The sequence below is a fragment of the Burkholderia sp. AU33545 genome, assembly GCF_020419685.1.
Classification (GTDB): Bacteria; Pseudomonadota; Gammaproteobacteria; order Burkholderiales; family Burkholderiaceae; genus Burkholderia; species Burkholderia diffusa.
In genome coordinates, this window is the sequence record NZ_JAIZRQ010000001.1 from 740144 (window position 1) to 764760 (window position 24617).

General features: G+C 69.8%; 28 protein-coding genes. 18 read left to right on the forward strand and 10 right to left on the reverse strand.

Annotated elements, in window-relative coordinates:
* Window positions 1–380: 380 nt before the first annotated feature.
* Window positions 381–1292, reverse strand: a complete 912-nt coding sequence (locus LGM71_RS03395; protein WP_059603504.1) for a LysR family transcriptional regulator — start codon at window positions 1290–1292, stop codon at window positions 381–383.
* Between the two features lie 172 nt (window positions 1293–1464).
* Between LGM71_RS03395 and LGM71_RS03400 the strand changes: the two genes are divergently transcribed.
* Window positions 1465–2385, forward strand: a complete 921-nt coding sequence (locus LGM71_RS03400; RefSeq protein ID WP_226114014.1) for a pyridoxal-phosphate dependent enzyme — start codon at window positions 1465–1467, stop codon at window positions 2383–2385.
* A 270-nt stretch (window positions 2386–2655) separates the two neighbouring features.
* Here the strand turns inward: LGM71_RS03400 and LGM71_RS03405 are convergent, their stop codons facing one another.
* Entirely contained in the window at window positions 2656–3777 is a 1122-nt protein-coding gene (locus LGM71_RS03405; RefSeq protein ID WP_226114015.1) for a DUF2242 domain-containing protein, read from the reverse strand.
* A gap of 126 nt (window positions 3778–3903) precedes the next feature.
* Window positions 3904–4797 carry a LysR family transcriptional regulator gene (locus LGM71_RS03410; RefSeq protein WP_059603513.1) on the reverse strand — a complete coding sequence of 298 codons (894 nt, stop codon included), beginning with the start codon at window positions 4795–4797 and terminating at the stop codon, window positions 3904–3906.
* A gap of 107 nt (window positions 4798–4904) precedes the next feature.
* On the opposite strand from LGM71_RS03410, the gene LGM71_RS03415 reads away from it, so the two are divergent.
* Both LGM71_RS03415 and LGM71_RS03420 read left to right on the forward strand, forming a co-directional pair.
* Window positions 4905–5660, forward strand: a complete 756-nt coding sequence (locus LGM71_RS03415) for a TerC family protein (RefSeq protein WP_059603516.1) — start codon at window positions 4905–4907, stop codon at window positions 5658–5660.
* A gap of 84 nt (window positions 5661–5744) precedes the next feature.
* Window positions 5745–6047, forward strand: a complete 303-nt coding sequence (locus tag LGM71_RS03420) for a zf-TFIIB domain-containing protein (protein WP_124626705.1) — start codon at window positions 5745–5747, stop codon at window positions 6045–6047.
* A 113-nt stretch (window positions 6048–6160) separates the two neighbouring features.
* Here LGM71_RS03420 and LGM71_RS03425 read toward each other — a convergent pair whose 3' ends face one another.
* Complete coding sequence (locus LGM71_RS03425) at window positions 6161–6583, reverse strand: Hsp20/alpha crystallin family protein (RefSeq protein WP_059603522.1); 423 nt, start codon at window positions 6581–6583, stop codon at window positions 6161–6163.
* 27 nt (window positions 6584–6610) lie between these two features.
* Complete coding sequence (locus tag LGM71_RS03430) at window positions 6611–7051, reverse strand: Hsp20/alpha crystallin family protein (RefSeq protein WP_151051766.1); 441 nt, start codon at window positions 7049–7051, stop codon at window positions 6611–6613.
* A gap of 241 nt (window positions 7052–7292) precedes the next feature.
* Between LGM71_RS03430 and LGM71_RS03435 the strand changes: the two genes are divergently transcribed.
* Window positions 7293–8210, forward strand: a complete 918-nt coding sequence (locus LGM71_RS03435) for a 3-hydroxyacyl-CoA dehydrogenase NAD-binding domain-containing protein (protein WP_226114016.1) — start codon at window positions 7293–7295, stop codon at window positions 8208–8210.
* Between the two features lie 28 nt (window positions 8211–8238).
* Here the strand turns inward: LGM71_RS03435 and LGM71_RS03440 are convergent, their stop codons facing one another.
* Together LGM71_RS03440 and LGM71_RS03445 are read right to left on the reverse strand one after the other, a co-directional pair.
* On the reverse strand, window positions 8239–8520 hold the full coding sequence (locus LGM71_RS03440) for a DUF4148 domain-containing protein (RefSeq protein ID WP_124626700.1): 282 nt from the start codon (window positions 8518–8520) through the stop codon (window positions 8239–8241).
* Between the two features lie 168 nt (window positions 8521–8688).
* Complete coding sequence (locus LGM71_RS03445; protein WP_114176641.1) at window positions 8689–9537, reverse strand: LysR substrate-binding domain-containing protein; 849 nt, start codon at window positions 9535–9537, stop codon at window positions 8689–8691.
* Between the two features lie 328 nt (window positions 9538–9865).
* On the opposite strand from LGM71_RS03445, the gene madL reads away from it, so the two are divergent.
* From madL to LGM71_RS03500, 11 genes are all read left to right on the forward strand, one after another.
* Entirely contained in the window at window positions 9866–10261 is a 396-nt protein-coding gene (gene madL / locus LGM71_RS03450; RefSeq protein WP_124626698.1) for a malonate transporter subunit MadL, read from the forward strand.
* Window positions 10262–10272: 11 nt separating this feature from the next.
* On the forward strand, window positions 10273–11040 hold the full coding sequence (madM, locus tag LGM71_RS03455; protein ID WP_124626695.1) for a malonate transporter subunit MadM: 768 nt from the start codon (window positions 10273–10275) through the stop codon (window positions 11038–11040).
* A gap of 130 nt (window positions 11041–11170) precedes the next feature.
* Window positions 11171–12817 carry a malonate decarboxylase subunit alpha gene (gene mdcA / locus LGM71_RS03460; RefSeq protein ID WP_059603540.1) on the forward strand — a complete coding sequence of 549 codons (1647 nt, stop codon included), beginning with the start codon at window positions 11171–11173 and terminating at the stop codon, window positions 12815–12817.
* A 10-nt stretch (window positions 12818–12827) separates the two neighbouring features.
* Entirely contained in the window at window positions 12828–13142 is a 315-nt protein-coding gene (gene mdcC, locus LGM71_RS03465; protein ID WP_059603544.1) for a malonate decarboxylase acyl carrier protein, read from the forward strand.
* Window positions 13139–14062, forward strand: coding sequence for a biotin-independent malonate decarboxylase subunit beta (locus tag LGM71_RS03470; protein WP_226114017.1), 924 nt, complete (start codon window positions 13139–13141; stop codon window positions 14060–14062). The genes mdcC and LGM71_RS03470 overlap by 4 nt, the downstream gene beginning before the upstream one ends.
* A 79-nt stretch (window positions 14063–14141) precedes the next feature.
* Window positions 14142–14849 (forward strand): biotin-independent malonate decarboxylase subunit gamma, encoded by a 708-nt coding sequence (gene mdcE / locus LGM71_RS03475; RefSeq protein ID WP_226114018.1) that lies wholly within the window; start codon window positions 14142–14144, stop codon window positions 14847–14849.
* Complete coding sequence (gene mdcG / locus LGM71_RS03480) at window positions 14836–15504, forward strand: malonate decarboxylase holo-[acyl-carrier-protein] synthase (protein ID WP_226114019.1); 669 nt, start codon at window positions 14836–14838, stop codon at window positions 15502–15504. Before mdcE ends, mdcG begins: the two co-directional genes overlap by 14 nt.
* Window positions 15501–16364 (forward strand): triphosphoribosyl-dephospho-CoA synthase MdcB, encoded by an 864-nt coding sequence (mdcB, locus tag LGM71_RS03485; protein WP_226114020.1) that lies wholly within the window; start codon window positions 15501–15503, stop codon window positions 16362–16364. Before mdcG ends, mdcB begins: the two co-directional genes overlap by 4 nt.
* On the forward strand, window positions 16364–17296 hold the full coding sequence (mdcH, locus tag LGM71_RS03490) for a malonate decarboxylase subunit epsilon (protein ID WP_226114021.1): 933 nt from the start codon (window positions 16364–16366) through the stop codon (window positions 17294–17296). The genes mdcB and mdcH overlap by 1 nt, the downstream gene beginning before the upstream one ends.
* 150 nt (window positions 17297–17446) lie before the next feature.
* On the forward strand, window positions 17447–17968 hold the full coding sequence (locus LGM71_RS03495; RefSeq protein ID WP_124626683.1) for a phospholipase D-like domain-containing protein: 522 nt from the start codon (window positions 17447–17449) through the stop codon (window positions 17966–17968).
* 175 nt (window positions 17969–18143) lie between these two features.
* Complete coding sequence (locus LGM71_RS03500) at window positions 18144–18812, forward strand: phosphoribosyltransferase (RefSeq protein ID WP_124626713.1); 669 nt, start codon at window positions 18144–18146, stop codon at window positions 18810–18812.
* On the opposite strand, the gene phaZ is transcribed toward LGM71_RS03500, so the two are convergent.
* Entirely contained in the window at window positions 18799–20022 is a 1224-nt protein-coding gene (phaZ, locus tag LGM71_RS03505) for a polyhydroxyalkanoate depolymerase (protein ID WP_226114022.1), read from the reverse strand. The two genes, LGM71_RS03500 and phaZ, sit on opposite strands and share 14 nt — an antisense overlap.
* Before the next feature lie 147 nt (window positions 20023–20169).
* Between phaZ and LGM71_RS03510 the strand changes: the two genes are divergently transcribed.
* Window positions 20170–20799, forward strand: coding sequence for a glutathione S-transferase (locus LGM71_RS03510; RefSeq protein ID WP_226114023.1), 630 nt, complete (start codon window positions 20170–20172; stop codon window positions 20797–20799).
* 348 nt (window positions 20800–21147) lie between these two features.
* A complete protein-coding gene (locus tag LGM71_RS03515; protein WP_044844954.1) occupies window positions 21148–21345 on the forward strand; it encodes a hypothetical protein in 198 nt (65 codons plus the stop codon).
* 109 nt (window positions 21346–21454) lie between these two features.
* On the opposite strand, the gene proP is transcribed toward LGM71_RS03515, so the two are convergent.
* Window positions 21455–22939: a glycine betaine/L-proline transporter ProP gene (gene proP, locus LGM71_RS03520; RefSeq protein WP_226114024.1), complete on the reverse strand. Its 1485-nt coding sequence runs from the start codon at window positions 22937–22939 to the stop codon at window positions 21455–21457.
* Between the two features lie 529 nt (window positions 22940–23468).
* On the opposite strand from proP, the gene LGM71_RS03525 reads away from it, so the two are divergent.
* Window positions 23469–23801 carry a YnfA family protein gene (locus LGM71_RS03525; RefSeq protein WP_059603571.1) on the forward strand — a complete coding sequence of 111 codons (333 nt, stop codon included), beginning with the start codon at window positions 23469–23471 and terminating at the stop codon, window positions 23799–23801.
* Between the two features lie 34 nt (window positions 23802–23835).
* Here LGM71_RS03525 and dnaQ read toward each other — a convergent pair whose 3' ends face one another.
* The gene (dnaQ, locus tag LGM71_RS03530; protein WP_174907082.1) at window positions 23836–24579 is read right to left on the reverse strand and encodes a DNA polymerase III subunit epsilon; all 744 of its coding nucleotides are present in this window, start codon (window positions 24577–24579) and stop codon (window positions 23836–23838) included.
* Window positions 24580–24617: the final 38 nt, after the last annotated feature.

The window sequence follows — 24617 nt, forward strand, 5'->3', positions numbered from 1 at the left end:
ATCCGGAGTCGAGTCGGCATACGCGTGCGGCCCGTGGGGAGCAGGTTTCAGCGATTCGTCGGCGCGGCTCGCCGTCGAAAAAAGCCCCGGTCACAGGGGGACCGTGACCGGGGCGAAAAGCATCCTCTCTTTGGCACGAGGGTTGGATGCGGGCGCAGTATATTTCGGGGCATAGGCTTTCGAACTGACGTTTAACGGCCTCTTTTGGTGCCAATTTAACAATTCCGACGTGACGGCGTCATTCGCCTTCGATCTGAAAGATTTTTCGTCGGTCCGAGCGGATGTTTAGTGCGCGATGACGGCGAAGCCGGCTGAATCCACGGCCATGCGACGAGGCGGAATCCACCGCCCGCGCACGGATGGCGCATGTCGGCGATCGATCATTCCGCCTGGCCGGCCGCGTCGCGCACCGCTTCGAGAAATCGCGCGACGACGGGTGACGCCGGAACCGCCGCACCGTCGAATACGAACTCGATGTCGAAGCGGCTCGCGAGTTCGTCGAGCGCGACGAGCCGGACCGTGCGCGGGCACGTCGGCGACGCGCTTTCCGGCACGAATGCGCAGCCCATGCCGGCCGCCACGAGACCGATCAGCGTCGGGATGTCGCTACCCACCTGCGCGATGCGCGGCGTGAAGCCGGCCTGTTCGCACTGCACCATCAGGAAGCGGTGGTGCGCGGCGGAGCGCTGCGCGTCGAACCAGACGAACGGTTCGTGTGCGACGTCGGCGAGCGTGCGCGGCGCGCGGAAGCGGCCGCCGGGCGGCGCGGGCATCGCGAGCACGAAGCGGTCGCTCAGCAGCCGCACGCCCGACAGATGCGGCGCTTCGTCTCGGCGCCACGCCATGATGCCGCCGTCGAGCTGGCCGCGCATCAGCGCTGCCGCCTGTTCGGCAGACAGCATCGGCGCGATCGATAGCTTCACGTCCGGACACGCGTCGCGAAACGCCTTCAGCACGTTCGCGACGACCGGCAGCGGCAGGCAGTTCGGCAGCGCGCCGAGGCGCAACTCGCCGAGCTGGCCGGACGCGCTGCGCAACGCGCGTTCGCGGCTGTCCTGCAACGTCGCGAGCAGGCCCGTCGCATCCTGCAGGAAACTCGCGCCGGCCGCCGTCAGCGTGACGCCCGTCGCGCGGCGGATCAGCAGCGGCGTGCCGATCGCATCCTCGAGCTCGCGAATCTGCCGCGACAGCGCAGGCTGGACGATGCCCGCCGCGCGGGCGCCGGCCATCACGCTGCCGGCCTGCGCGACGGCCACGAAGTAACGCAGGTGACGCAGTTCGATCTGGCGCATGCGGTGTCGACTCCGGTTGTCGGCCTTGATTCGGTGGATATGCCTGTCAAGCATAGCAAGTGCCATTCGATGGTATTGGAAAAGCATGGCGGGAGTGCCGTACGATGATCGAAATTGCCGGGCCCGTTCACGGGCCGCGTGCGTTCCCTTTGTCCCGACCGTGTCCCGCACCATGCCGCTTCATATCCAGACCCCCTATATCCGCTCGCAAATCGCGTCGCGCCGTCTCGGCAAGCACATCCGATTGAAGCTCGACGCGCTGCAGCCGTCCGGTTCGTTCAAATTGCGCGGCATCGGCGCGGTGTGCGAAGCGCGGCATGCGGCCGGCGCGCGCCGGTTCGTGTCGTCGTCGGGCGGCAATGCGGGCATCGCGGTCGCGTATTGCGGTCGCGAGCTCGGCGTGCCGGTGCTCGTCGCCGTGCCGGAAACCGCGTCGGCCCGCGCGCGGGCGCTGATCCGCGCAGAGGGCGCGGAGGTGGTCGTACATGGCGCGAGCTGGGTCGAGGCGAACGCTTACGCGCTGTCGGCCGTCGGCGCGCAGGACGCGTTCGTCCATCCGTTCGACGACCCCGTGCTGTGGCAGGGGCACGCGACGATGATCGACGAGATGGCGGCGGCCGGCCCGAAACCCGACGCGGTCGTGCTCGCGGTCGGTGGGGGCGGGCTGCTGTGCGGCGTCCTCGAGGGGCTCGCACGCAACGGCTGGCAAGACGTGCCGGTCGTCGCGGTCGAGACGGAGGGCGCGGACAGCTATGCGCGCTCGGTCGCGCAGGGGCATCCGGTCGAATTGCCGGCGATCACGAGCATCGCGACGTCGCTCGGCGCGAAGCGGCCGTGCGACGCGGCGGTCGAGTGGGCGAAGCGGCACGCGATCCATCCGGTCGTCGTGTCGGATGCGCAGGCGGTGGCTGCGTCGCTGCGGTTCGTGGACGAGCACCGGATCGTCGTCGAGCCGGCGTGCGGCGCCGCGCTGGCCGCGCTCGAACAGTCGGTGCCGGTGCTTGCTCGTGCGTCGGATATCGCGGTGATCGTGTGCGGCGGCGTGACGGCGACGGCCGAGCAGTTGCAGACGCTGAACGCGACGTTGCAGTAACGCGGTGGCGCGCGTGCCGCGGCGCAGCCGGGCGGAGATGCGGGCGAAGACGTAACGACGGCGTGATCGCGCGGCGGGAATGATCGGGGGCGTCCGAGGACCCGGGATTCATGTGGTCCGCGCGACGGGTTGCACTCGATCGCCGGTCACGTTACGGCGCGCATGCGCAACCGGCCTTCGGGTGTACGACGATCACGTGGCGCGGCGGGGAAGGGCGCACATGGCGCGCCGCGCGCGACGGGCGCACGACGCGGAGAGACGGTCGCGCGATCAGTTCGCGGACGGCGCGCTGGCACCGGTCGGTGCGGACGAGGCGACTGGATCGGCGGCAGCGGGCGCGGGCGCCTTGTCCGCCGATACCGGAGCAGCATTCGCGGGGGCAGGTGCCGAGGCTGCCGGGGCAGGCGCGGCCGATGCCGACGTTGGTGCAGTTCGCGTGGCAGCGGCAGGCGTCGATGCGGGCGGTGCCGAGGCAGACGCGGGCGTCCGAACGGAGGCAGGTGCCGAAGCCGAGATCGAAGCAGGCACAGCCGACGCGGGTGCCGGAGCGGATGCCGAGGAGGAAGCCGGGACTGCGGCCGAAGCCGACGCAGGTGCCGAAGCCGAGGCCGGCACGCCACCCCGCATCGCCGCCGGCGCGACCACGGCCGATGCCGCAGGCGAGGCAGGCGCGGCCGACATGCCCGAAGCCGGCGCGACGCCCGGCCCCGACAGCGGCACCGGCGCGGCGGGCGGCGTCGGCACGACCGGCGTCGTCATCTTCATCGGCTCGCCCTGCGGCGTCGGCGCGGGTTCGGGCAGTGGGGTGACGGGTTCCTTCTCGGCCGCCTTCACGGTCGCGCGGTCGCGGCGGGCCGGATCGATCTTCAGAAAATGCTCGACGAGATTGAAGAAGCGCTCATAGAACACGCCGGCGGGAATCGTCTCGCTGGCGGTCTTGACGAGCGCGTCGTCGCTCGACCCGATCGGCAGCGACAGCGAGCCGAACACGCTGAGCCCGACGCTCGCCGACGTATTCGACTTCTTCAGCGTGTAGCGGTCCTGCACCGCGTTCACGTACGCGATGCTCGACGAGCCGTCGGCATTCGCGTCGGCGCACACGACGTGAAACTCGATCACGACGTGCATGTCGTTGCTCGGCTGGAAATTCTTGCTGCCGTCGACCGCATCGTTGCGCGACGACGACACCACGTAGCCCTGGCTCAGCAGCGCGCGCCGCGCGGCCTCGCAGGACGCGTCGGATTTCGAGCGGAACGTGTGCGCGTACGGGCTGCTCGTTGCGTCGAACTGCTCCTGCTGGTAGATCGGCTTGGGCGGCGACGAGCACGCCGCCAGCACGGTCGCGGCCGCGAGCGCGCACGAAACGGAAAACAGGCGAAATCGGTTGTGCATGGCGTCTTTCAGAAGGCTCGGCGAGATGCGCGGGGCTGCGGGCGCAGCGGCGGGGCCGGTGCGATGCGCGTGGCAATCTCGTATGGCCGGGGCGTCATTATAGTTTCGTTTGATGTCGCGCTCGCTTCAGGCGGTCGGCGCCGGCCGCGCGGCGGCGAGCAGTCGCGACGCCAGCGGGTGGTGTTCGCCGCGCCGCGAGCGGATCGCATGGATCTCCTCGGTCACGTCGCCCGCCCGGCCGAGCCGGCGCAGCCCGCGCAGCAGCGACGCGTCGTTCGCGCCGAGTTCGCTGAGCGGAAACACGCCGAGGCCGCGCGCCGCGAACACGGCCATCAGCGCGCTGTCCTCGAATTCCCCGGCCACGCGCGGCACGATCCGTTCCCGTTCCAGCCACAGGTCGAGGCGGGCGCGCAGCGCCGAGTGGGCGGTCGGCAGCAGCACCGGCAGCTCGGCGAGGCACTGCGGAAAGCGCTGCCGCGCAGCCGGCGTGACGAGTGCCGCGGGTCCGTACCAGTCGACCGGCGACGCGACGAGCCGCTCGCTCGTCACGCGCAGGTTCGACCCCGACGGCGCGCCCTGGCCCGCCAGCACGAGGTCGAGGTGATGCAGCGCCAGTTCCGCGAGCAGCGCGTCGTGCTCGCCCTCGTGGCACAGCAGCCGCAGCGTGGGCGTATCCAGCACGGGCGCGAGGATCGCGTGCGCGGCGAGCTTGGAGATGCCGTCGGCGAGCCCGACCGCGAGCCGCACAGTCGGCTGGCTGGCCGCCGCGCGCACTTCGTCGGGAATCAGCCGGCCCATCTCGAAGATGACCTCCGCGCGCGCATACGCGGCCTGGCCGGCGTCGGTCATCGCGACGCCGCGCCCGGCGGGGCGCAGCAACTGGTGGCCGAGCGACTTTTCCAGTTCGCGCACCTGCGCGCTGATCGTCTGCACGGCCATGTCGAGCCGCGCGGCCGCGCGCGCGAAGCCGCCTTCCTTCACGACGACCCAGAAATAGTACAGATGTCGGAAATTGAGCATCGGATCGTAATTTCGGAAAAACCGAACCAAAAATCAGATTATCTCTGATTTTTACGAAGTTCGTGGCGGCATATCATCTGGCTTTCCACTTTCGTATCGGCCCATTCATGGACTACCTGCTGACGCTTGCCGCCGACCCCGCCGTCTGGGCCGCGCTCCTCACGCTCGTCGTGATGGAAGTCGTGCTCGGCATCGACAACCTGATCTTCATCTCGATCCTCAGCAACAAGCTGCCGGAAGCGCAGCGCGCCCGCACGCAGCGTCTCGGTATCGCGCTCGCGCTCGTGATGCGCCTCGCGTTGCTCGGCAGCGTCGCGTGGATCGCGAGCCTCACCGAACCCGTATTCACCCTGTTCGATCACGCGTTCTCGTGGCGCGACATGATCCTGCTGTCGGGCGGCCTGTTCCTCGTGTGGAAAGCGACCACCGAGATCCATCACCACGTGTCGCACGACGGTGAAGGCGCGGGCGGTGCCGGCGGCGCGGCCGGCCTGACGATGTGGGCCGCGATCGGCCAGATCGTGATGCTCGACATCGTGTTCTCGATCGACAGCATCGTGACCGCGATCGGCATGACCGAACACGTGCCGATCATGTTCGTCGCGGTGATCGTCGCGGTGAGCGTGATGCTGTTCGCCGCGCAGCCGCTCGCACGCTTCATCGACCGCAACCCGACCATCGTGATGCTCGCGCTGTCGTTCCTGGTCGTGATCGGCATGACGCTGATCGCCGAAGGGTTCGGTTCGCACGTGCCGAAGGGTTACATCTACGCGGCGATGGCGTTCTCGGCCTTCGTCGAAGGCATGAACATGCTGGCGCGGCGTGCGAAGGCGAAGCGCGCGGCACGCACGCAAGGTCACTGAGCCACCGCGCGTGACGCCGGCTATGGCCGGCTCGCGCGCGTCACACGGAACCCGGACGACATTCGCCCGGAAAGGAGAGACGCGATGAAATGCCCTGTCTGCAAGACGCCCGACCTGCTGATGGCCGAGCGCCAGTCGATCGAGATCGACTACTGTCCCACCTGCCGCGGCGTGTGGCTCGATCGCGGCGAACTCGACAAGCTGATCGCCCGCGAAACCGATGACGCGCCGGCACGCCGCGACGCCGCGCCGGCGCCGTCCGATGCGCCCGCGCAGCGCGGTCGCGACGATGGCTGGGGGCGCGACGGACGCTCGCACGACGAGCGTTACCGGCACGACGGCCGGCGTCGCAAGAAGTCGGTGTTCGACCTGTTCGATTTCGATTGAAGCCGCCGGCGGCCGCCGCATGCCGCGCGTCGTGAAACAAGCCCCGCACAGGCGTTGCCTGGCGGGGCTTGTTCATCGTTGGTACGGCCTCGGGCAGTACCGGAGCGCGACGCTCATGCGTCTCCGGCTTTCACGTCGATACGGCGCGGGCGGGCCTCTTCGCGACGCGGAATCGTCAGCGTGAGCACGCCGTCGCGCAGGTTCGCGTCGATCCTCGACGTGTCGAGGTCCGCACTCAGCGCGAACGTGCGCACGAAGCGCGGCGCGCGAACTTCCGCATGCCGCACGCGCAACTCGGCCGGCGTGTCGATGCGCGCTTCGGCTTCGATCGTCAGCGTACTGTCGTGCACCTTCACGTCGAGGTTTTCCCGCGGCACGCCGGGCAGGTCGGCGCGCAGCGTGACGCACTGCGAATCTTCGACGATGTCGACGGCCGGCACGATCGCGGGCCGACGCGATGCGTCCTCGGCGGCGGCGGTAGCGCCAGCGGACGGGGTGCCGGGCTGGCGTTCGGTCAGGGTCTGGCTCGTATTCATGTCGTTCTCCTGAAGGTGATGCCGAGGTTACTGGACGGTGATGGCGCGCGGCTTCGATTCTTCGCGACGCCCGACGCGAATCAGCAGGCAGCCGTTTTGGTAGCGGGCGCTGACGTTGTCGGGATCGGCGTTCTGCGGCAGCTCGACCACGCGGCGGAACTTGCCGTGAAAGCGCTCCTGCGCATACGTGCGCACGTCGTCGCCGGCTTGCTGCGGCACGGGCTTGCGCTCGCCGCTGATCGTCAGCAGATCCTTGTCGATCGATACGTCGAAGTCCGCCGCGGCCATGCCGGGCGCGAACGCGACGATTTCGATCGTGTCGTCGGTGGCGCCGATGTTCAGCGCGGGGAACGCGCTCGGCCGGCCCTCGCGGATGCCGGTCGGAAGCCCGCCGAACAGGCCCGCCATCTGGCGCTGGACGCGGGCGAATTCGTCGAACAGGTCGTTGCCGAAATAGAGATCGCTCATGATGGTCCTCCTGCACGTGAAGCGCGGAATACGCGACGGGCGTTGACGACAAGGTGCCGCGCGGTTTTCCGCGGGATTGAAACGGGGCGGCGCGCGATACCGGCACTGCCCGGCACCGCGTAATTAGAGGCCGTCGAAACGTATTTCAAGAGGGAAATCGCACGTTGCATCGCCGCAGCGCGACGCCGCGAATCGATGCGACAATCCCCGCGCATCAACTGACCACGGAAACGGGACGCACATGGACATTCAACGTATCGCGATCGTCGGCACCGGCGTGATCGGCGCGAGCTGGACGGCTTTCTATCTGACGCAGGGTTTCGACGTCGTCGCGACCGACCCGGCGCCGCAGGCCGACGTGCGGCTGCGCGACGCGCTGGCTGCGTTTCTCGGCGAGCGCGCCGCCGAACTTGCCGCGCGGCTGTCGTTCGATGCCGATCTCGTGCGTGCACTGGACGGTGTCGACTTCGTGCAGGAGAACGGCCCCGAGCGGCTCGACCTGAAGCGTGCGCTGTACCGGCAGATGGACGACGTGCTGCCCGCGCACGTGCCGATCGCGTCGAGCTCGTCGGGCCTGAAAATGTCCGATATCCAGACCGCGTGCGCGAAGCATCCCGAACGCTGCCTGATCGCGCACCCGTTCAATCCGCCGCACCTGATCCCGCTCGTCGAGCTGGTCGGCGGCGACGCGACCGACTCGAGCGTGATCGCGCGCGTGAAGGATTTCTACGACGCGCTCGGCAAGCAGACGATCGTACTCAACAAGGAGATGACCGGCCACGTCGCGAACCGCCTCGCGGCCGCGCTGTTCCGCGAGGTGTATCACCTCGTCGGCGAAGGCGTCGTGAGCGTCGCCGATGCGGACAAGGCCGTCGCTTGGGGCCCGGGCTTGCGCTGGGGGCTGATGGGGCAGTGCCTGACCTATCACCTCGGCGGCGGCGCGGGCGGGATCGCGCACTTTCTCGAACACCTGTCGGGGCCGATCACGAGCTGGTGGGACGACCTCGGCACGCCGTCGTTCGATCCGGCCGTCGATCGCAAGTTGAACGATGAACTGCGCGCGATCCAGGGTGAGCATTCGATGCAGGAACTGGCGGCCGAGCGCGACCGGTTGCTCGTCGAGCTGATCGACGCGCGGCGCCGCAGCTTCCTGCCCTGATCCGGGCGCGCCGGCGCGGCTGCGCCGGCTATTGCTGCGACATCGCCTGGCGGGCCGGCGGCGTCTGGGCCAGCCAGGCGGGGCTCGCGGCCTGCACGAGTTCGCGATTGCGCGCGCGCGTCGCAGCGTTCGGCGGGTAGTTGCCGTCGTTCGTCGGCAGTTCGCCGTCGAGATAGGCCTGCTTGAGCTGGTCGATGACTTCCGCGCGGGTCAGCCCCGGTGTGGGGGCCGACGCATCGGTCTGGGCAAAGGCGGGGGACAGCAGGGCGGCTGCAGCGGTCGCGACGGCGAATCGCAGGACGTTCTTCATGGTGGGCTCCGATCAATGGGACGGGGTACCGGAGGCGCGCGGCGAGGTGCGATGCGTTCCGATGGGAGCCCATTGTCGCGAGCGGGTGCTGCGCGGACGATGACGCGTTCCGGGCAACGCTGTCAGGTGCGACGGACGCGCCCGGGTGCGGCCGGGCGCGCGGTGCCGCTACAGCTCGGCCGCCGCCGTGATCAGCGTGGCTTCGAGCGCGAGCGTCGAGCGCGACGCGGCCGCCGGGCGGTCGATCACGTATTCGAGTTCGCCGAGTTCGGGCAGCCCTGCGTCGAGCCGCGCGAGCCCGGCCGGAATCACGTAGCCGGCGAAGGCGCTGACGCCGAGCCCCGCGCTCGCGGCCGCGCGCAGCACCGCGATGCTGCTGCTCACGACGGCGATCCGGTACGGGCGGCCGACCGCCTCGAGCGACTCGAGCACGCGGCGGCGCGATACGCTCGGCTCCGGATGCATCGCGAGCGGCAGCACGGCCTCGTGGCCGGTGATCCGCGAATCGGGGCCGGTGCACCAGTACAGCGGCTCGCTGCGGATCACGCGGCCGCGCCGGCTGCCGGCGATGCGTTTCGCGAACACCAGATCGTGCCGGCCTTCGTCGAGCGCGTCGAACAGGTCGCCCGACAGCCCCGTCGAGATCGCAAGCTCGACGTCCGGATTGCGCTGCACGAAGCTCGCGAGCGCGGCCGTCAGGTGCGCGGACGCGAAATCCTCCGACATTGCGAGCCGCACCTTGCCCGACAGCGGTGGGCCGCACACCGACGTGACGGCCTCGTCCATCAGCTCGAGGATGCGCACCGCGTAGCGGAACAGCGCGTCGCCGTGCTGCGACAGGTGCACGTTGCGCGTGTCGCGCTCGAACAGCGGCCGGTCGAGCAGCTCCTCGAGGCGGCGGATGTGCTGGCTGACGGTCGACTGCGACAGGCTCACGCGCTCGGATGCGGCGGTGAAACTGCCGGACTGGGCGACGGCAACGAAGCTGCGCAGCAGCTCAGGCGGTAACGGGCGCATTGCTAAATCCACTGAATCGGTTTCGACAACTTCATAAATGGCCGGATTATGCGGCGCTAGTATCGGATCACGCGCCGGTGCGGCCTCTGCGAACGGGGCCGCCGGACGCGTAGCCCGTGTCGCGCCGCCGGCTGCATCGGTCAGTCTAAGCCATCCGGCGTCCGGCCCGAAACCGCATCATCCCATCGACCCCGAGAACGTGCTCGCACGACGAGCCGCCGGGCCGCGGCGCACCGCCGCAGGAGACAGACAGTCCGCCCGGGATCGGCGTGCGGGCCTGACTCCCGCACGCGTTCGGCGCCCGTCACGAAGAGACTGGAGACGACTCATGATCATCTACGGAACCGCGCTGCTGGCGTTCTGCCACCTGGCCGGACTGTTCCTTGGCGACCTGCTTGGCACCGCGATCGGCGTGAAAACCAACGTCGGCGGCGTCGGCATCGCGATGCTGCTGCTGATCTGCCTGCGCCTGTGGCTGCATCGCCGTGGCTGGCTGCCGAAGGAGACCGAGGCCGGCGTCGGTTTCTGGGGCGCGATGTACATCCCGGTGGTCGTCGCGATGGCCGCGAACCAGAACGTCGTCGCCGCGCTCAAGGGCGGCCCCGTCGCGCTGCTGGCCGCCATTGGCGCGGTCGCGATCTGCGCATGCTGCATCGCGGTACTCGTGCGCACCGGGCGCGACGACACGGCCTTCGCGGGCGTGCCGCAATTCGAAGAACAGTGACGGAGGCCACCATGTTGCAGATGCTCGAAAAAACCGTCGCCCACAACGGGCTCGTCGCATCGTTCGCGCTGGTCGGCCTGATCATGTGGCTGTCGTCGATCGCGTCGCGCAAGCTCACGTTCGGCCGCGTGCACGGCTCCGCGATCGCGATCGTGATCGGCCTCGTGCTCGCCTATGTCGGCGGCGCATTCACCGGTGGCGAGAAGGGGCTGGCCGACGTCAAGCTGTTCGCCGGTATCGGCCTGATGGGCGGTGCGATGCTGCGCGATTTCGCGATCGTCGCGACCGCGTTCGAAGTGCAGCCGGCCGAGGCGCGCAAGGCCGGCCTCGTCGGCGTCGTGTCGCTGCTGCTCGGCACCGTGCTGCCGTTCATCGTCGGCGCGTGCATCGCGCGCGCGTTCGGCTATACCGACGCGGTCAGCATGACGACGATCGGCGCGGGCGCCGTCACCTACATCGTCGGGCCCGTCACGGGCGCGGCGATCGGTGCGAGCTCCGACGTGATCGCGCTCAGCATCGCGACCGGGCTCGTGAAGGCGATCATCGTGATGGTCGGCACGCCGGTCGCGGCCAGCTTCATGGGCCTGAAGACGCCGCGCTCCGCGATGATCTTCGGCGGCCTTGCCGGCACCGTGAGCGGCGTGAGTGCGGGGCTTGCCGCGACCGACCGCCGGCTCGTGCCGTATGGCGCGCTGGTCGCGACGTTCCATACCGGCGTCGGCTGCCTGCTCGGGCCGTCGGTGCTGTTCTTCACGACGCGCGCGCTGGTCGGCGCGTGACCGCACATGGCCCGTCGCGCGCGGGCCGCATCCATCGCGGCGTCCTCTGAGTCGCATTCGTCAACATCATCAATCGGCGGCGGCGCCAGGCTTAGAATGCCGCTGAACCATCGAAGCGGGAGAACTGTTCATGACGGGATGGAATCACGCGCGGCAGGCGCGCGATGCACGCCTCGCGGCCGGCGCAGCCTTCGCGCAGGGCAAGCGGGTCGATGCGCGCGACACCGTCGCGTTGCTGGAAGCAGTGCTGCGGCCTGGCGATCGCGTGTGCCTCGAAGGCGACAACCAGAAGCAGGCCGACCTGCTCGCGACGGCGCTCGCCGACGTCGACAGCGCGAAGATCCACGACCTGCACATGGTGCAGTCGGGCGTCGTGCTGCCCGAGCATCTCGACGTGTTCGAGCGCGGCATCGCGAAGCGGCTCGACTTCGCGTATTCGGGCCCGCAGTCGCAGCGGATCGCGAAGCTGCTGTTCGGCGGCAAGATCGCGCTCGGCGCGGTGCACACGTATCTCGAACTGTTCGCGCGCTACTTCATCGACCTCACGCCGCATGTCGCGCTCATCGCGGCGGTCAGCGCCGACGCCGACGGCAATCTCTATACCGGCCCGAACACGGAAGACACGCCGACCGTCGTCGAGGCCACCGCGTTCAAGGACGGCATCGTGATCGCGCAGGTCGACCGGATCGTCGACAAGGTGCCGCGCGTCGACATCCCGGGCGACCGCGTGCATTTCGTCGTCGAGGCCGGCCGGCCGTTCTACGTCGAGCCGCTGTTCACGCGCGACCCGGCCGCGATCACCGAGACACAGATCCTGACCGCGATGCTCGCGATCAAGGGCATCTACGAACCGTACGGGATCAAGCGCCTGAATCACGGGATCGGCTTCAACACGGCCGCGATCGAGCTGCTGCTGCCGACCTACGGCGCGAAGCTCGGGCTCAAAGGCAAGGTCTGCACGCACTGGGCGCTCAATCCGCACCCGACGCTGATTCCCGCGATCGAATCGGGCTGGGTCGAGCAGATCCACTGCTTCGGCTCCGAAGTCGGGATGGACGACTACATCCGCGCGCGCTCCGACGTGTGGTTCACGGGCCCGGACGGCTCGCTGCGCTCGAACCGTGCGTTCTGCCAGACCGCCGGCCTTTACGCGTGCGACATGTTCATCGGCTCGACGCTGCAGATCGACCTGTCCGGCCATTCGTCGACGGTCACCGCCGAGCGGATCGCCGGTTTCGGCGGCGCGCCGAACATGGGCAGCGACGCGCGCGGCCGCCGCCACCCGAGCGAGCCGTGGCTGAAGGCCGGCGCGGAAGCCGACCCGGACACGCCGGCGGCGCTCAGGCGCGGCCGCAAGCTGGTCGTGCAGATCGGCGAGACCTTCGGCGACAAGAACGTGCCGATGTTCGTCGAGAAGCTCGATGCGCTGAAGCTCGCCGACAAGCTGCAGCTCGACCTCGCACCGATCATGGTCTACGGCGACGACGTCACGCACATCGTCACCGAGGAAGGGATCGCGAACCTGCTGATGTGCCGCGACAAGGACGAACGCGAGCATGCGATCCGCGGCGTGGCCGGCTATACGGAAGTCGGCCGCGGCCGCGACCGCAGAATGGTCGAGCGCCTGCGCGAGCGCGGCGTGATCCGCCGCCCGGAAGATCTCGGCATCGATCCGCTCGACGCCGACCGCCGCTGGCTCGCCGCGCGCTCGATCAAGGATCTCGTGCACTGGTCGGGCGGCCTGTATGCGCCGCCGGCCCGGTTCCGCAACTGGTGAGGAAGAGGGCATGGAACAGTTGAACTATCGCTTCACCGCGCGCGGGCGTGCGCGGGGCGAACTGGCCACCGCGCTCGTTGGCGTGGTCGCGTCCGGCAATCTCGAGGTGCTCGTCGAGCGCGTGCTGCCGGGCAACGAATGCGAGATCGACATCCGCACTGCGGCGGTCGGTTTCGGCGCGGTGTGGCAGGCGGTGGTGTCGGACTTCGTCGAACGGCGCGCGCCGGGCGGCCTGAAGCTGTCGATCAACGACGGCGGCGCGCGGCCGGACATGGTGTCGCTGCGGCTCGCGCAAGCCGTGCGCGCGATCGAGGGGGACGCATGATGACCGACGCGATCCACGACGCACCCGCGTTCGTCGCGAACGCCGCGAGCTGGTACGAAGCGTCGGCGCGCCAGCGCGTCGACGGACTGCTCGACGCGGGCAGCTTCACGGAATTTCTCGGGCCGGGCGAGCGTGTGACGAGCCCGCACTTGCCGCTGTTCGACCTGCCGCAGCAGTTCGACGACGGGATGGTGGTCGGCCACGGCCGGCTCGGCGGCCAGCCGGTGTTCGTCGCCGCGCAGGAGGGCCGCTTCATGGGCGGTGCGTTCGGCGAAGTGCACGGCGCGAAGCTCACCGGGTTGCTGCGCGCCGCGCGCGACGTCGGCAAGCCGGTACTGATCCTGTTCGACACCGGCGGCGTGCGGCTGCAGGAAGCGAATGCGGGCGAGCTCGCGATCGCCGAGATCATGCGTGCGCTCGTCGAGGCGCGCGCGGCAGGCGTGCCGGTGATCGGCCTGATCGGCGGGCGCGCGGGCTGCTACGGCGGCGGCGGGCTGCTCGCCGCGTGCTGCTCGGCGCTCGCGGTGTCCGAGCAGGGGCGCATCAGCGTGTCGGGGCCCGAGGTGATCGAGACCAACCGAGGTGTCGAGGAATTCGACGCGAAGGACCGCGCGCTGATCTGGCGCACGATGGGCGGCAAGCACCGTCGGCTGATCGGCACCGCGGATCGTTATGTGGCCGATACGCCCGATGCGTTTCGCGCGGCCGCGCTCGACCTGATCGGCCGTGCGCCGACATTCGATGCGGCGATGCTGCGTGCGGAGCAGGCGCGGCTCGAAGCGCGCGTCGAGCGGTTCGGCGCGTGCAGGGATGCGCTCGACGTGTGGCGCGCGCTCGGCGCGAGCGAGCCGGAAGCGATTCCCGGCATGTCCGACGATGAATTCGCGAAGCTCGCCGATCAACTGCAGGAGCAGAAATGACACGACCCCCACGCTCACTTGGTTCGCTGCCCCCCGAGGGGGTGCCTGCCTCCCTTGGGGTGGCCCGGCGGGAGGCAGCATGACGCTCGATGAAGTTCTGAATTCGCTGTTTCCCGAAGGCCATTCGATCAAGCGAAGCGGCGGCCTGTTGTCGGGCCACGCTGAACTGACCGGCACGCGCGTCGACGTGATCGGCGTCGCCGATCGCTTGCCGTTCGGCATCGACGAAGCCATCACGCTCGCATCGCACGTGCTCGACACGATCGAGCGTGGCGGCGGCACGCCGATTCTCGTGCTCGTCGACAGCGACAGCCAGCGGATGAGCAAGCGCGACGAACTGCTCGGCCTGAACGAAGGGCTGTCGCATCTCGCGAAATGCCTGATGCATGCGGAGCTTGCCGGGCACCGGACGATCGGCCTGCTGTACGGTCATACGGCCGCGGGCGCGTTCATCGCGACCGCGCTCGCGACACGCACGCTGCTCGCGGTGCCGGGTGCCGAGCCCGAGGTGATGGACCTGCCGTCGATGTCGCGCGTGACGAAGCTGCCGATCGACGTGCTGAAGGCAATGGCACGCTCGACGCCGGTGTTCGCGCCGGGGCTCGACAATCTCGTGAAGATGGGCGCCGTCGACGCCGTGCTCGATCCAGCCCGCGCGCTCGACGCGCAGGTCGGCGAATGGCTCGGCAAGCCGGCCGATCGCACCGATGGTCGTGCGGCGCGCGGCCGGCCGGTCGCGGCCGACGTCGCGCGGCGCGTCGAGGCACTCGCGCGTGCCGCACGCTGACACGCCGCTGCGACGCCACACGCTCGTCACGCTGACGGCGGCCGGGTGGCGCGCGGCATGCGCGCGCGATCCCGCGCTGGCGGCCGATCCGCTCGTGCACGCGTGGGCCGCGCGCGGCTGGCCGACGATCGTGCGCCGCGCGTCGCCCGACGAGGCCGATGCGCGGCGCGTGCCGCTCGGCTTGCCGCTGCCGCCTTCCGCGGGCAAACGGCGCATCGCACTGAACGTCGCCGCCGACGCGGTGGAGTCGGTCGGCCCGCTGCCCACGCTGGCCGACGTGCTGGCCGCTGCGCCCGACGCATGGCACGCGACGCTGCGCGAGCTGGATGCGCTTGGCGCGCGCTGCGGCGTGCAGGGTCGCGTGTTCGGCAGCCTCGCGTGGCAGGCGCTGACGGGCGAGCGCTATCTGAGCGCGTCCTCCGATCTCGACATCGTGTTCCCGCTGCCGGACGCCGCATCGCTCGCCGCGCTGCTCGACGGCCTGGCGGCACTCGACGCGCGCGCGCCGATGCGCATCGACGGCGAGCTGCTGCGCGACGACGGCGCGGGCGCGAACTGGCGCGAATTGCATGCGCGGCTGCCTGAAGTCGCGGTCAAGACGGCGATCACCGTCGAACTGATGTCCGCCGACGCATTCACGGGAGGCACGCGATGAGTGTATGGGCCGCCCGCCGGGCGGTGGCGCCGTCCGAGGCCGAGCGCATCGCAGAACTCGCCGAGCGCAGCCTCGTGCTCGAGATCGAGACATATCCGAAACCGGGCCTCGTCAGTCACGTCGACACCGGCAGCCATGCGGACATGGACGCCGCGACGTTCGCGCGCAGCGCGGCCGTGCTGCGGCCGTACTTCGCGGAACTCGCCGACGCCGGCGCGCGTGACGCGGATATGGCCGTGCTGCGCAAGATCGGGCTGCGCGCGGAACACGCGATGCTCGCGGCGACCGGCGGCGTCAACACGCATCGCGGCGCGATTTTCGGGCTCGGGTTGCTGTGCGCGGCCGCCGGCCGCCGCACGGTGCCCGGCACGGCGGCCCGCACGATGACGCTCGGCGCGTTCGTCGCGCAGCGGTGGGGCACCGAGATCCTCGGCGGCCCGCGGCTGCCCGACAGTCACGGCGAGCGCGCGAGCCGCCGCTACGGCGTCGGCGGCGCGCGTCGCGAGGCGGCCGACGGGTTCGCGACCGTGTACGGCGTCGGATTGCCGGCGCTGCGCAGCGCGCAGCGCCGCGTGCCGGACGATCCGGAGGCCGCGCGCGTCGACGCATGCTTCGCGCTGATCGCCGCGCTCGACGATACGAATCTGCTGCACCGGGGTGGGCAGGCCGGCCTCGATTTCGCGCGGGCCACGGCACGCGCATTCGTCGCCCGCGGCGGCATACGCGCTCGCGACTGGCGATTGCGCGCAGCGGCCGCACACCGCGCGTTCGTCGCACGCCGGCTGAGCCCGGGCGGCGCGGCCGACCTGCTGGCGATGAGCGTGTTCGTCGACGCACTCGAAGCGGCCGAGGAGGGGTGATGACGCTGGCGATCCTGTGTTCGGGGCAAGGCGCGCAGCGGGCGGACATGTTCGAGTTGACCGGCGCCGCGCCACAGGCTGATACGCTGTTCGAGCATGCGGGCCGGCTCCTTGGCGACGATCCGCGCGACTGGGTGCGGCATGCCCGACCGGACGCGCTGCGCGAGAACCGCGCCGCGCAGATCCTTTGCACGGTGCAGGCGCTCGCGGCGGCCGCGTTGCTCGATGCGGTGTGGCCGCGCAGGCGCTGTGTCGCGGGGTACAGCGTCGGCGAAGTCGCGTCGTGGAGCGTCGCGGGGATGATTGATCCGCACGACGCGCTGGATCTGGCCGACGCGCGCGCGCGCGCGATGGACGCCGCGAGCGGCGACGACGAACGGATGGCGTTCGTGCGCGGGCTGACGCGCGCGCAGCTCACGCAACTGTGCGACGGTCGCGATGCGGCGATCGCGATCGCCAATCCGGGCGACGCATTCGTGGTGGCCGGGCGGCAGGCCGACGTTGCCGCGGTGGCCGACGACGCGGCACGCGACGGTGCGCTGCGCGTCGCGCCCGTGTGCGTACGGATCGCGTCGCACACGCGCTGGCTCGCGTCGGCGGTGCCCGCGTTTCGCGCGTCGCTGGCTGGCGTGAACGTGCGCCGGCCGTTGCCCGGTACGCGGCTGTTTTCGGGGATCGACGGCGCGTCGGTGCTCGATGTCGGCACGGGGCTGGACAAGCTCGCGCGGCAGATCGCGGAGCCGGTCGAGTGGGCGGCCTGCCTGGCCGCGTGCGTCGAGGCCGGCGCGACCGCGTTTCTCGAACTTGGCCCGGGCCGAGCCTTGGCCGAGATGGCGGGCGGCGCTTATCCGGCACTGCCGGCACGCAGCGTCGCGGATTTCCGTTCGGTCGACGGTATCGCGAACTGGCTCGCGCGCGTCGCGCCCGGCTGACGGGCGGCGCGCGAGCGGCCCGGAAACGCCTGGAAATCCCGGCGAGATCGATTCCGGAACCGGCCCGCCAGGTGGTGGTTGCGCACCGGGTGTTGCGCCGGCGCAGCAGCGTCGCAGCAGGCGCTTGCCACGCGAATTGGCGTCGCTACAATGGCGCCCGCCATGAGACCAGCCGCCTTCCTCCTCGCCGTGCTTTGCTGCGCGGCGACCGCCCACGCCAGCCCGATTCCGTCCGATGCCGCATCGGTCGGCACGTACTTTTCGTATGACAATGCGGCGGCCGACGCGACCGTCGACCTGATCGGACAGGCGCAGCGCCGCGTGCTGCTGGCCGGCTACGCGTACGTGCCGCCCGCGGTCGCGGCGGCGCTGCGCGACGCGCGTTCGCGCGGGATCGAAGTGCGGGTCGTGCTGGTGCGTTCGCCGCGTGCAGGCAAGTACAGCGGCGCGGGTTATCTGAAATCGGCCGGCATCGACGTCGCGATCGATTCGCGGCACGGCGATCCCGCGCCGCGCTTCGTGATCGTCGACGACAGCGTCGCGCTGACGACGCTGTCCGACGGCGCGCCCGCGCACGCGGAAACGGTGAACGTGTTCCAGCGCGCACCGGAGCTCGCGCAGTCGTACGCGCAGTCGTTCTGGCGGCTGTACCGGCAGGCCGGCGGGCTCTGAGCGCCTGACGGCGGACCCGCCCGGGCAAACGCCACCCATCCTTTTCCCGCCGTAATCCGCATGCCGCGCGCGCCGGTATGACCCCGCTTGCATCGGCGCGTCCGATGAACCATGCTCGTTGAACAGGGTGCCGGTGCGCGCGTCGCGCATCCGGCGCAACGGGCAGGGAGCCATCGTGATCGAATGTTTTGCCGATCGCGCCGACGCGGGGCGCCGGCTTGCGCATGCGCTGCAGGACTATGCGGGGCGTCGCGACGTCGTCGTGCTCGCGCTGCCGCGTGGCGGCGTGCCGGTCGCATTCCCGGTCGCGCAGGCGCTGCGCGCGCCGCTCGACGTGCTGGTGGTGCGCAAGCTCGGCATGCCGTCCGATCCGGAATTCGCGATCGGCGCGATCGCGACCGGCGGAGCGATCCACCTGCAGCATTCGGCGATCCGCGCGATGGGCGTGACCGATGCGCAACTGGCCGACGTGATCGCGCGCGAGACAGCCGAACTGCAGCGCCGCGAAGCGTTGTATCGTGGCGCCCGGCCGCCGCTGCCGGTCGACGGCCGGATCGCGATCGTCGTCGACGATGGCGTTGCGACCGGCGCGTCGATGCGCGTTGCGCTGCAGGCGCTGCGCGAACGCCATCCCGCGCGCATCGTGGCCGCCGCACCCGTCGCGCCGGGCGGTGCCCGGCATGCGTTCGACGATCTGGCCGACGCGTTCGTGACGGTGTTGCAGCCGCTGTCGTTCCTCGGAATCAGCCAGTTCTACGCGCGTTTCGACCAGACCGGGGACGACGAGGTGCGTGCGCTCCTCGACGCGGCCCGCGCGCCTGACGACGACATCACGTCCGCCTGATACGGCGCCGGCGCGATCCCGGGCGAGCGGCTTCGGCCTGCACGAATACGCGCTGCAGCGCCGGATGGACTTCGCCGTGCCAGCGCGCGCCCGTGAACAACCCGTAATGATCGCAATCGTCGACATCGAGGCGCTGGCGCTCGCCGGCCTTGAGGCCGCGACACATGGCCAGCGCTGCATGCGTCTGGCCGATGCCCGTGACGGCGTCGCATCCGCCTTCGACCGTCAGAAGCGCGACGCCGCGCAGCGCGGCCGGCTCGACGCGCTGCCCGCCGACGTCCCACGTGCCGTTCGCGAGGCACATTCGATGAAACACGATATCGACGGTATCCAGGAAGTATTCGGCCGGCATGTCGAGCAGCGCCGTGTATTCGCGCAGCGCACGCCGCGCGTCCGCCAGCGCCGTCAGGTCGAAATGCGACGCCGCGCGCGCGTAGTCCTCGATCAGCGTCAGAAAGCGTTGCGGATACAGCAGCGCGATCTCGCCTTGCTGAAGATAGGTCGGAAACACGTGGCGGCCGCGGCCGGGGAAGCGGGGCGGCACAATGTCGATCAGGTGGCGGCGGCACCACGCGAGCGACCGGGACGCGGCGGTCGTGCCGAGCGTGGTCGGGTTGACGCGCGCGTCGAGCGGCCCGCCGATCAGCGTGATGCTCGCGGGCGGTGCGAGGCCGCGAGCGGCGCGCAGCGCAAGTGCGCCGAGCGCGGGAACGGTGGCCTGGCACACGGCGACGACGTGCAGCGGTCGCTCGTCGCGGGCGAGCGCGTCGACGAAGCCGTCGAGCGTCGCCACGTATTCGTCGAGCCCGAAGCGACCGGCCGCGAGCGGGACGTCGCGCGCATTGACCCAGTCGGTCACGCAGACGTCGCCGTCCGCGAGCAGCGCCTCGACGGTCTCCCGCATCATCACGGCCGCATGTCCGGCGAGCGGTGCGCACAGCAGCACCGTGCGCCGCGCGGCGTCGCGCGCGAAGCGTCGCAACTGGCAGAACGGCGTGCGCGCGACGATCCGCTCGTCGATCGCCGGGCGCCGGATCTCGAATCGCGGCGGCCCGGCGGCGGGCCCGAGGAGCGGCTCGAACAGGTCGTCGTAGCACGACGACGCGGCGTGCGCCAGCGTCGCGGCGGGCCATGCGTCGAACGCCTGGCGCGTCGCCGCGCGCCAGGCGCGCATCCATTCCCGCTGCTGCTCGACGACGGTGTACCACATGGCGAACCTTGGGGCGGAGGGGGCGTGAATCTGCATTATGGTCACTCTGGCCGCGCAGCGGGTGTCGGAAACGCGAACAGGCCCTAGGCGGCGACGCACGGCGCTGCTACAGTCGTCGGTCCCATTCCCTCAAGCGGAGCGTTCGCGATGAAGCTGATCGGCATGCTGGATTCCCCGTTCGTGCGCCGTGCCGCCATTTCGGCGAAGCTGCTCGACCTGCCGTTCGAACACGAGTCGATCTCGGTGTTCCGTCAGTTCGACCGGTTCCAGACATTCAACCCGGTCGTGAAGGCGCCGACCCTCGTGACCGACGACGGTGCGACGCTGATCGATTCGTCGCTGATCGTCGACTATCTCGACCATCGCGTCGCGCCCGAGCGGCGCCTGCTGCCCGACGCCGCCGACGCGCGGCTGCGCACGCTCGTGCCGGTCGGATTCGCGCTGGCAGCGGCGGAGAAGACCGTGCAGGTGGTGTACGAGCACGCGCTGCGGCCCGCCGAGAAGCAGCACGCGCCATGGCTCGAGCGCGTGCTGGGCCAGATCGAGGCCGCGTATGGCGAGCTCGAGCCGCTCGTCGCGGCCGCGAACGGCTGGCTCGGCGGCGCGCGCCTGCTGCAGTCCGACGTGACCGTCGCCGTCGCGTGGCGCTTCACGCAATTCATGACCGCCGATTACCCGGCGCTCGCACGGATCGATCCGGCCCGTTATCCGGCACTCGCCGCGCATTCGGCGCGGGCGGAAGCGCTGCCGGCGTTTGCCGAGACGCCGCTCGACTGAAGCCGGCGGCTGTCGCGTCGGCACGGGAGCGAGGGCGGCGGGCGGCGGGCGACGCGACCGGCGTGCGGTCCCGCCGGGACTCGTGCCGGCTTCCGGCACGGATCGAACCGGCCGCTATCGGCCGTCCGGTCGCCCGTTTTCGCCCGGCGCAGCGTCCGCAAGACGCCGCCGCGCGCCGTCCGTCTGGCGCTCCCGAACCATCCGCCGCCGCCCGCTCGGCCCCGTGCGCCAAAGGCCCGGCCGATTGTTCTCCGTCACTGACAAGTGACTTCGCATTCGCGCTGTTTATCCGGTTGCGGCCGATCCCTAGAATCCACTCCATCGAATAAGCATTGCCTGATGGAGCCGATGATGAGAGCGCTGATCGAATCGAGTCTGTACCACCCGTCCGTCGTGTTGCCGCTTGCCGCGCTGACGCAGCTGATGGTCGAGCGCGATTTCAATCTCGGCCAGGTCGGCCTGATCGTCGCGGCGCGCGGTGCGCAGGCTGCGGTGTCGCGTTCGCGGGCGCTGATCTTCTGCCGCCACTGCGAAGCGCACGCATGATCGCGCAGCCACCCAACAGATGAAAAAAAGCCCGGCCGGCGCAAGCCGGTCGGGCGGATCGGATTCGATCGGGCCCCGGCTTTTGCCGGGGCTTTTTCTTGGGCGAGGCTCAGGCGCGTACAGTCGACACGACGCCGTAAATCTCCGCATCGTCGTCTTCGCGCATCTGGCGCACCAGCTGGTGCGCCTCGCGGCGCGTCGCGACGGCCGGCGGCGAGCCCTTGAGCGGCTGGCGCGCGGTTTCGGCAAGCGCGACGACCGACACGATGCCGATCACGGCGGCGCCCATCATGTAGTACGCGGGCATCATCAGGTTATGGGTCACGTCGACGAGCCACGCGGTGACGAGCGGCGTCGTGCCGCCGAACAGCGACACCGACACGTTGAAGCCGATCGCGAGCGCGCCGTAGCGGATCTCGGTCGGGAATAGCGCCGGCAGTGCCGACGGCATCACACCGGTGAAGCACGACAGCAGCACGCCGAGGATCAGCAGGCCGCCGAACACCGACGCGGTGGTGCCCGTATGGATCAGCATCATCGACGGGATCGACAGCACGAGCAGGCCGACGCAGCCGGCCAGCATCACGGGCTTGCGGCCGATCCTGTCCGACAGGCGGCCGGCGGCGAGCGTCAGCGGCATCATCAGCACCATCACGATCAGCACCAGCACGAGGCTGTGCGATTCGTCGAAGTGCAGCGTCGACGACATGAAGCTCGGCAGGTACGACAGCACCATGTAGTCGGTCACGTTGAAGATCAGCACGAGACCGACGCAGAGCAGCAGCGCACGCCAGTTGCGCATCAGCGTTTCGCGGAAGCGCGCCTTCGGCACGGCCTTGTCCTGCGCTTCGCGCTCTTCGGCCTGGCGCTTGAACGCCGGCGTTTCCTCGAGCTTCATCCGGATGTAGAGGCCGATCAGGCCGAGCGGGCCGGCGATCAGGAACGGCACGCGCCAGCCCCACGACAGCAGCGCCTCCTGCGACAGCGATGCGGTCAGCAGCGCGACGACACCCGCACCCATCACATAGCCGATCAGCGTGCCGAACTCGAGGAAGCTGCCCATGAAGCCGCGGCGCTTGTCGGTCGAGAATTCGGCGATGAAGGTGGCGGCGCCGCCGTATTCGCCGCCGGTCGAGAAGCCCTGCACGAGGCGGGCGACGAGCAGCAGTACAGGCGCCATGATGCCGATCGACGCGTAGCTGGGGATCAGGCCGATCGCGAAGGTGCCGACGGCCATCATGATCATGGTGGCGGCGAGCACGCGCTGGCGGCCGATGCGGTCGCCGAGCGGGCCGAACACCATGCCGCCGAGCGGACGTACGAGGAATGCGGCCGCGAACGTGCCGAAGGTCGCGAGCAACTGCGCGGACGGGCTGCTGGAGGGGAAGAACACCTTGCCGAGCGTGACGGCGATATAGCTGTAGACACCGAAGTCGAACCATTCCATCGCATTGCCGATGGCCATCGCGCTGACGGCGCGCTTGAGCAGGCTCTGGTCGACGACGGTAATGTCGTCCGCGGCGAGTGGGGCCTCGCCGGACGACGTGGAGGAAGAAGCAGCGGTCGGGCTGACGTGTGTTGCGGTCAAGGTCATGCACTCCTTTGACTGCGCCGGAACGGGCGGGCCGTCCGACACGGTTTGCCGGCGAGCGCGATGTCGCGTGCTGCGCGTCGGGGCAGGCCATTTAAGCGCTTACTGCACATGAGGCGGTAAAGGGCCGGAAGGGACTGCTTCGACGCGGGCCCGATGGGCCGTCGCGACTGTGCGCTCATGAAGAATGGGCCGCGTGATGCAAGCGGCAGATGCCGGTGCGGACGGTGTCCGGCGTCCCGGCAAGCGCCCCGGAGGGGCAACGAAACGAGAAAAGCGGGCCTGTCGGGCGGGCTTTCCTGTGGATGCAATTTCGGTCGAAGCACCGGCCCGCAACGCGCGGACGGACTCCTTTCGAAATCGAATAGACAGATATTGAATGTTGAAACAGGCGACATGATAGCACGATGGCAGACGATCGTGCAAATTGCCCGGAATCCCCCGTCTGGCGGCGGTTCCGCCCGGGTCGCCTCCGGTATGATCGGCGGCGCGCGGCCCACCGGGCGGGTGGGGCGAATCTGCGAGGAAACGGATGACCGAACTGATCAGGATTGCGGCGCTGTTCGCCGTCACTGCACTGGCCGAAATCGTCGGCTGCTACCTGCCTTGGCTCGTGCTGAAGGGCGGCCGGCCCGTGTGGCTGCTGGTACCGGCAGCGCTGTCGCTCGCGTTGTTCGCGTGGCTGCTGACGCTGCATCCGAGCGCGGCGGGGCGCACCTATGCGGCGTACGGCGGCGTGTATATCGCGGTGGCGCTGATCTGGCTGCGGGTGGTCGACGGCATCGCGCTGTCCCGCTGGGATGTGGCTGGCGCGGTGCTTGCGCTCGGCGGGATGACCATCATCGCGCTGCAGCCGCGCGCGTGAGCGCGGCTGCAGGCGTCGGTCGGGAGATGCTGCGTCAGGCGGCTTTGGCGGCTTCGCCAGCATCCGCGTCGGCGGACTTGCGCCACACGCAGGTGCCCTTGACCGACTTGTCGAGTTCGTCGAGTTGGGTCTGGTGGGCGGCGAGTTCGTCGTCGCTCGCTGAGAGAACCGGCAGGTCGAGCGACGCGAGCGACACGCGCTGGCCGTTCGCGGCGCCACCGTCGGCGCCTGCGTCGTCGAGCATGTCGATCACGAGGCTGTCCTGGCCGCGCGTCATCGCGAGATAGACTTCGGCGAGCAGTTCCGAGTCGAGCAGTGCGCCGTGCAGCGTACGGTGCGCGTTGCTGATGCCGAACCGGTCGCACAGCGCGTCGAGCGAATTGCGCTTGCCGGGAAACATCTGCTTGGCCTGCACGAGCGTGTCGATCACGCCGCTGCAATGCTCGCTGAACGGCGGCAGGTCGAGCCGGGCGAATTCGGCGTCGAGGAACCCGAGGTCGAACGGCGCGTTGTGGATGATCAGCTCGGCGTCCTTCACGAAGTCGCGGATCTGGTCGACGACTTCCGCGAACTTCGGCTTGTCGCTCAGGAATTCGGTCGTGAGGCCGTGCACGGCCAGTGCGCCCGGATCGCTGTCGCGCTCGGGGTTCACGTAGATGTGCAGGTTGTTGCCGGTGAGCCGCCGGTTCAGCAGCTCGACGCAGCCGATTTCGATCAGGCGGTCGCCCGTGCGGGGATTCAGGCCGGTGGTTTCGGTATCGAGAATGATCTGGCGCATGTCGGATAAATCGGGAAAGACAGTAGGGTTGGGTGGCC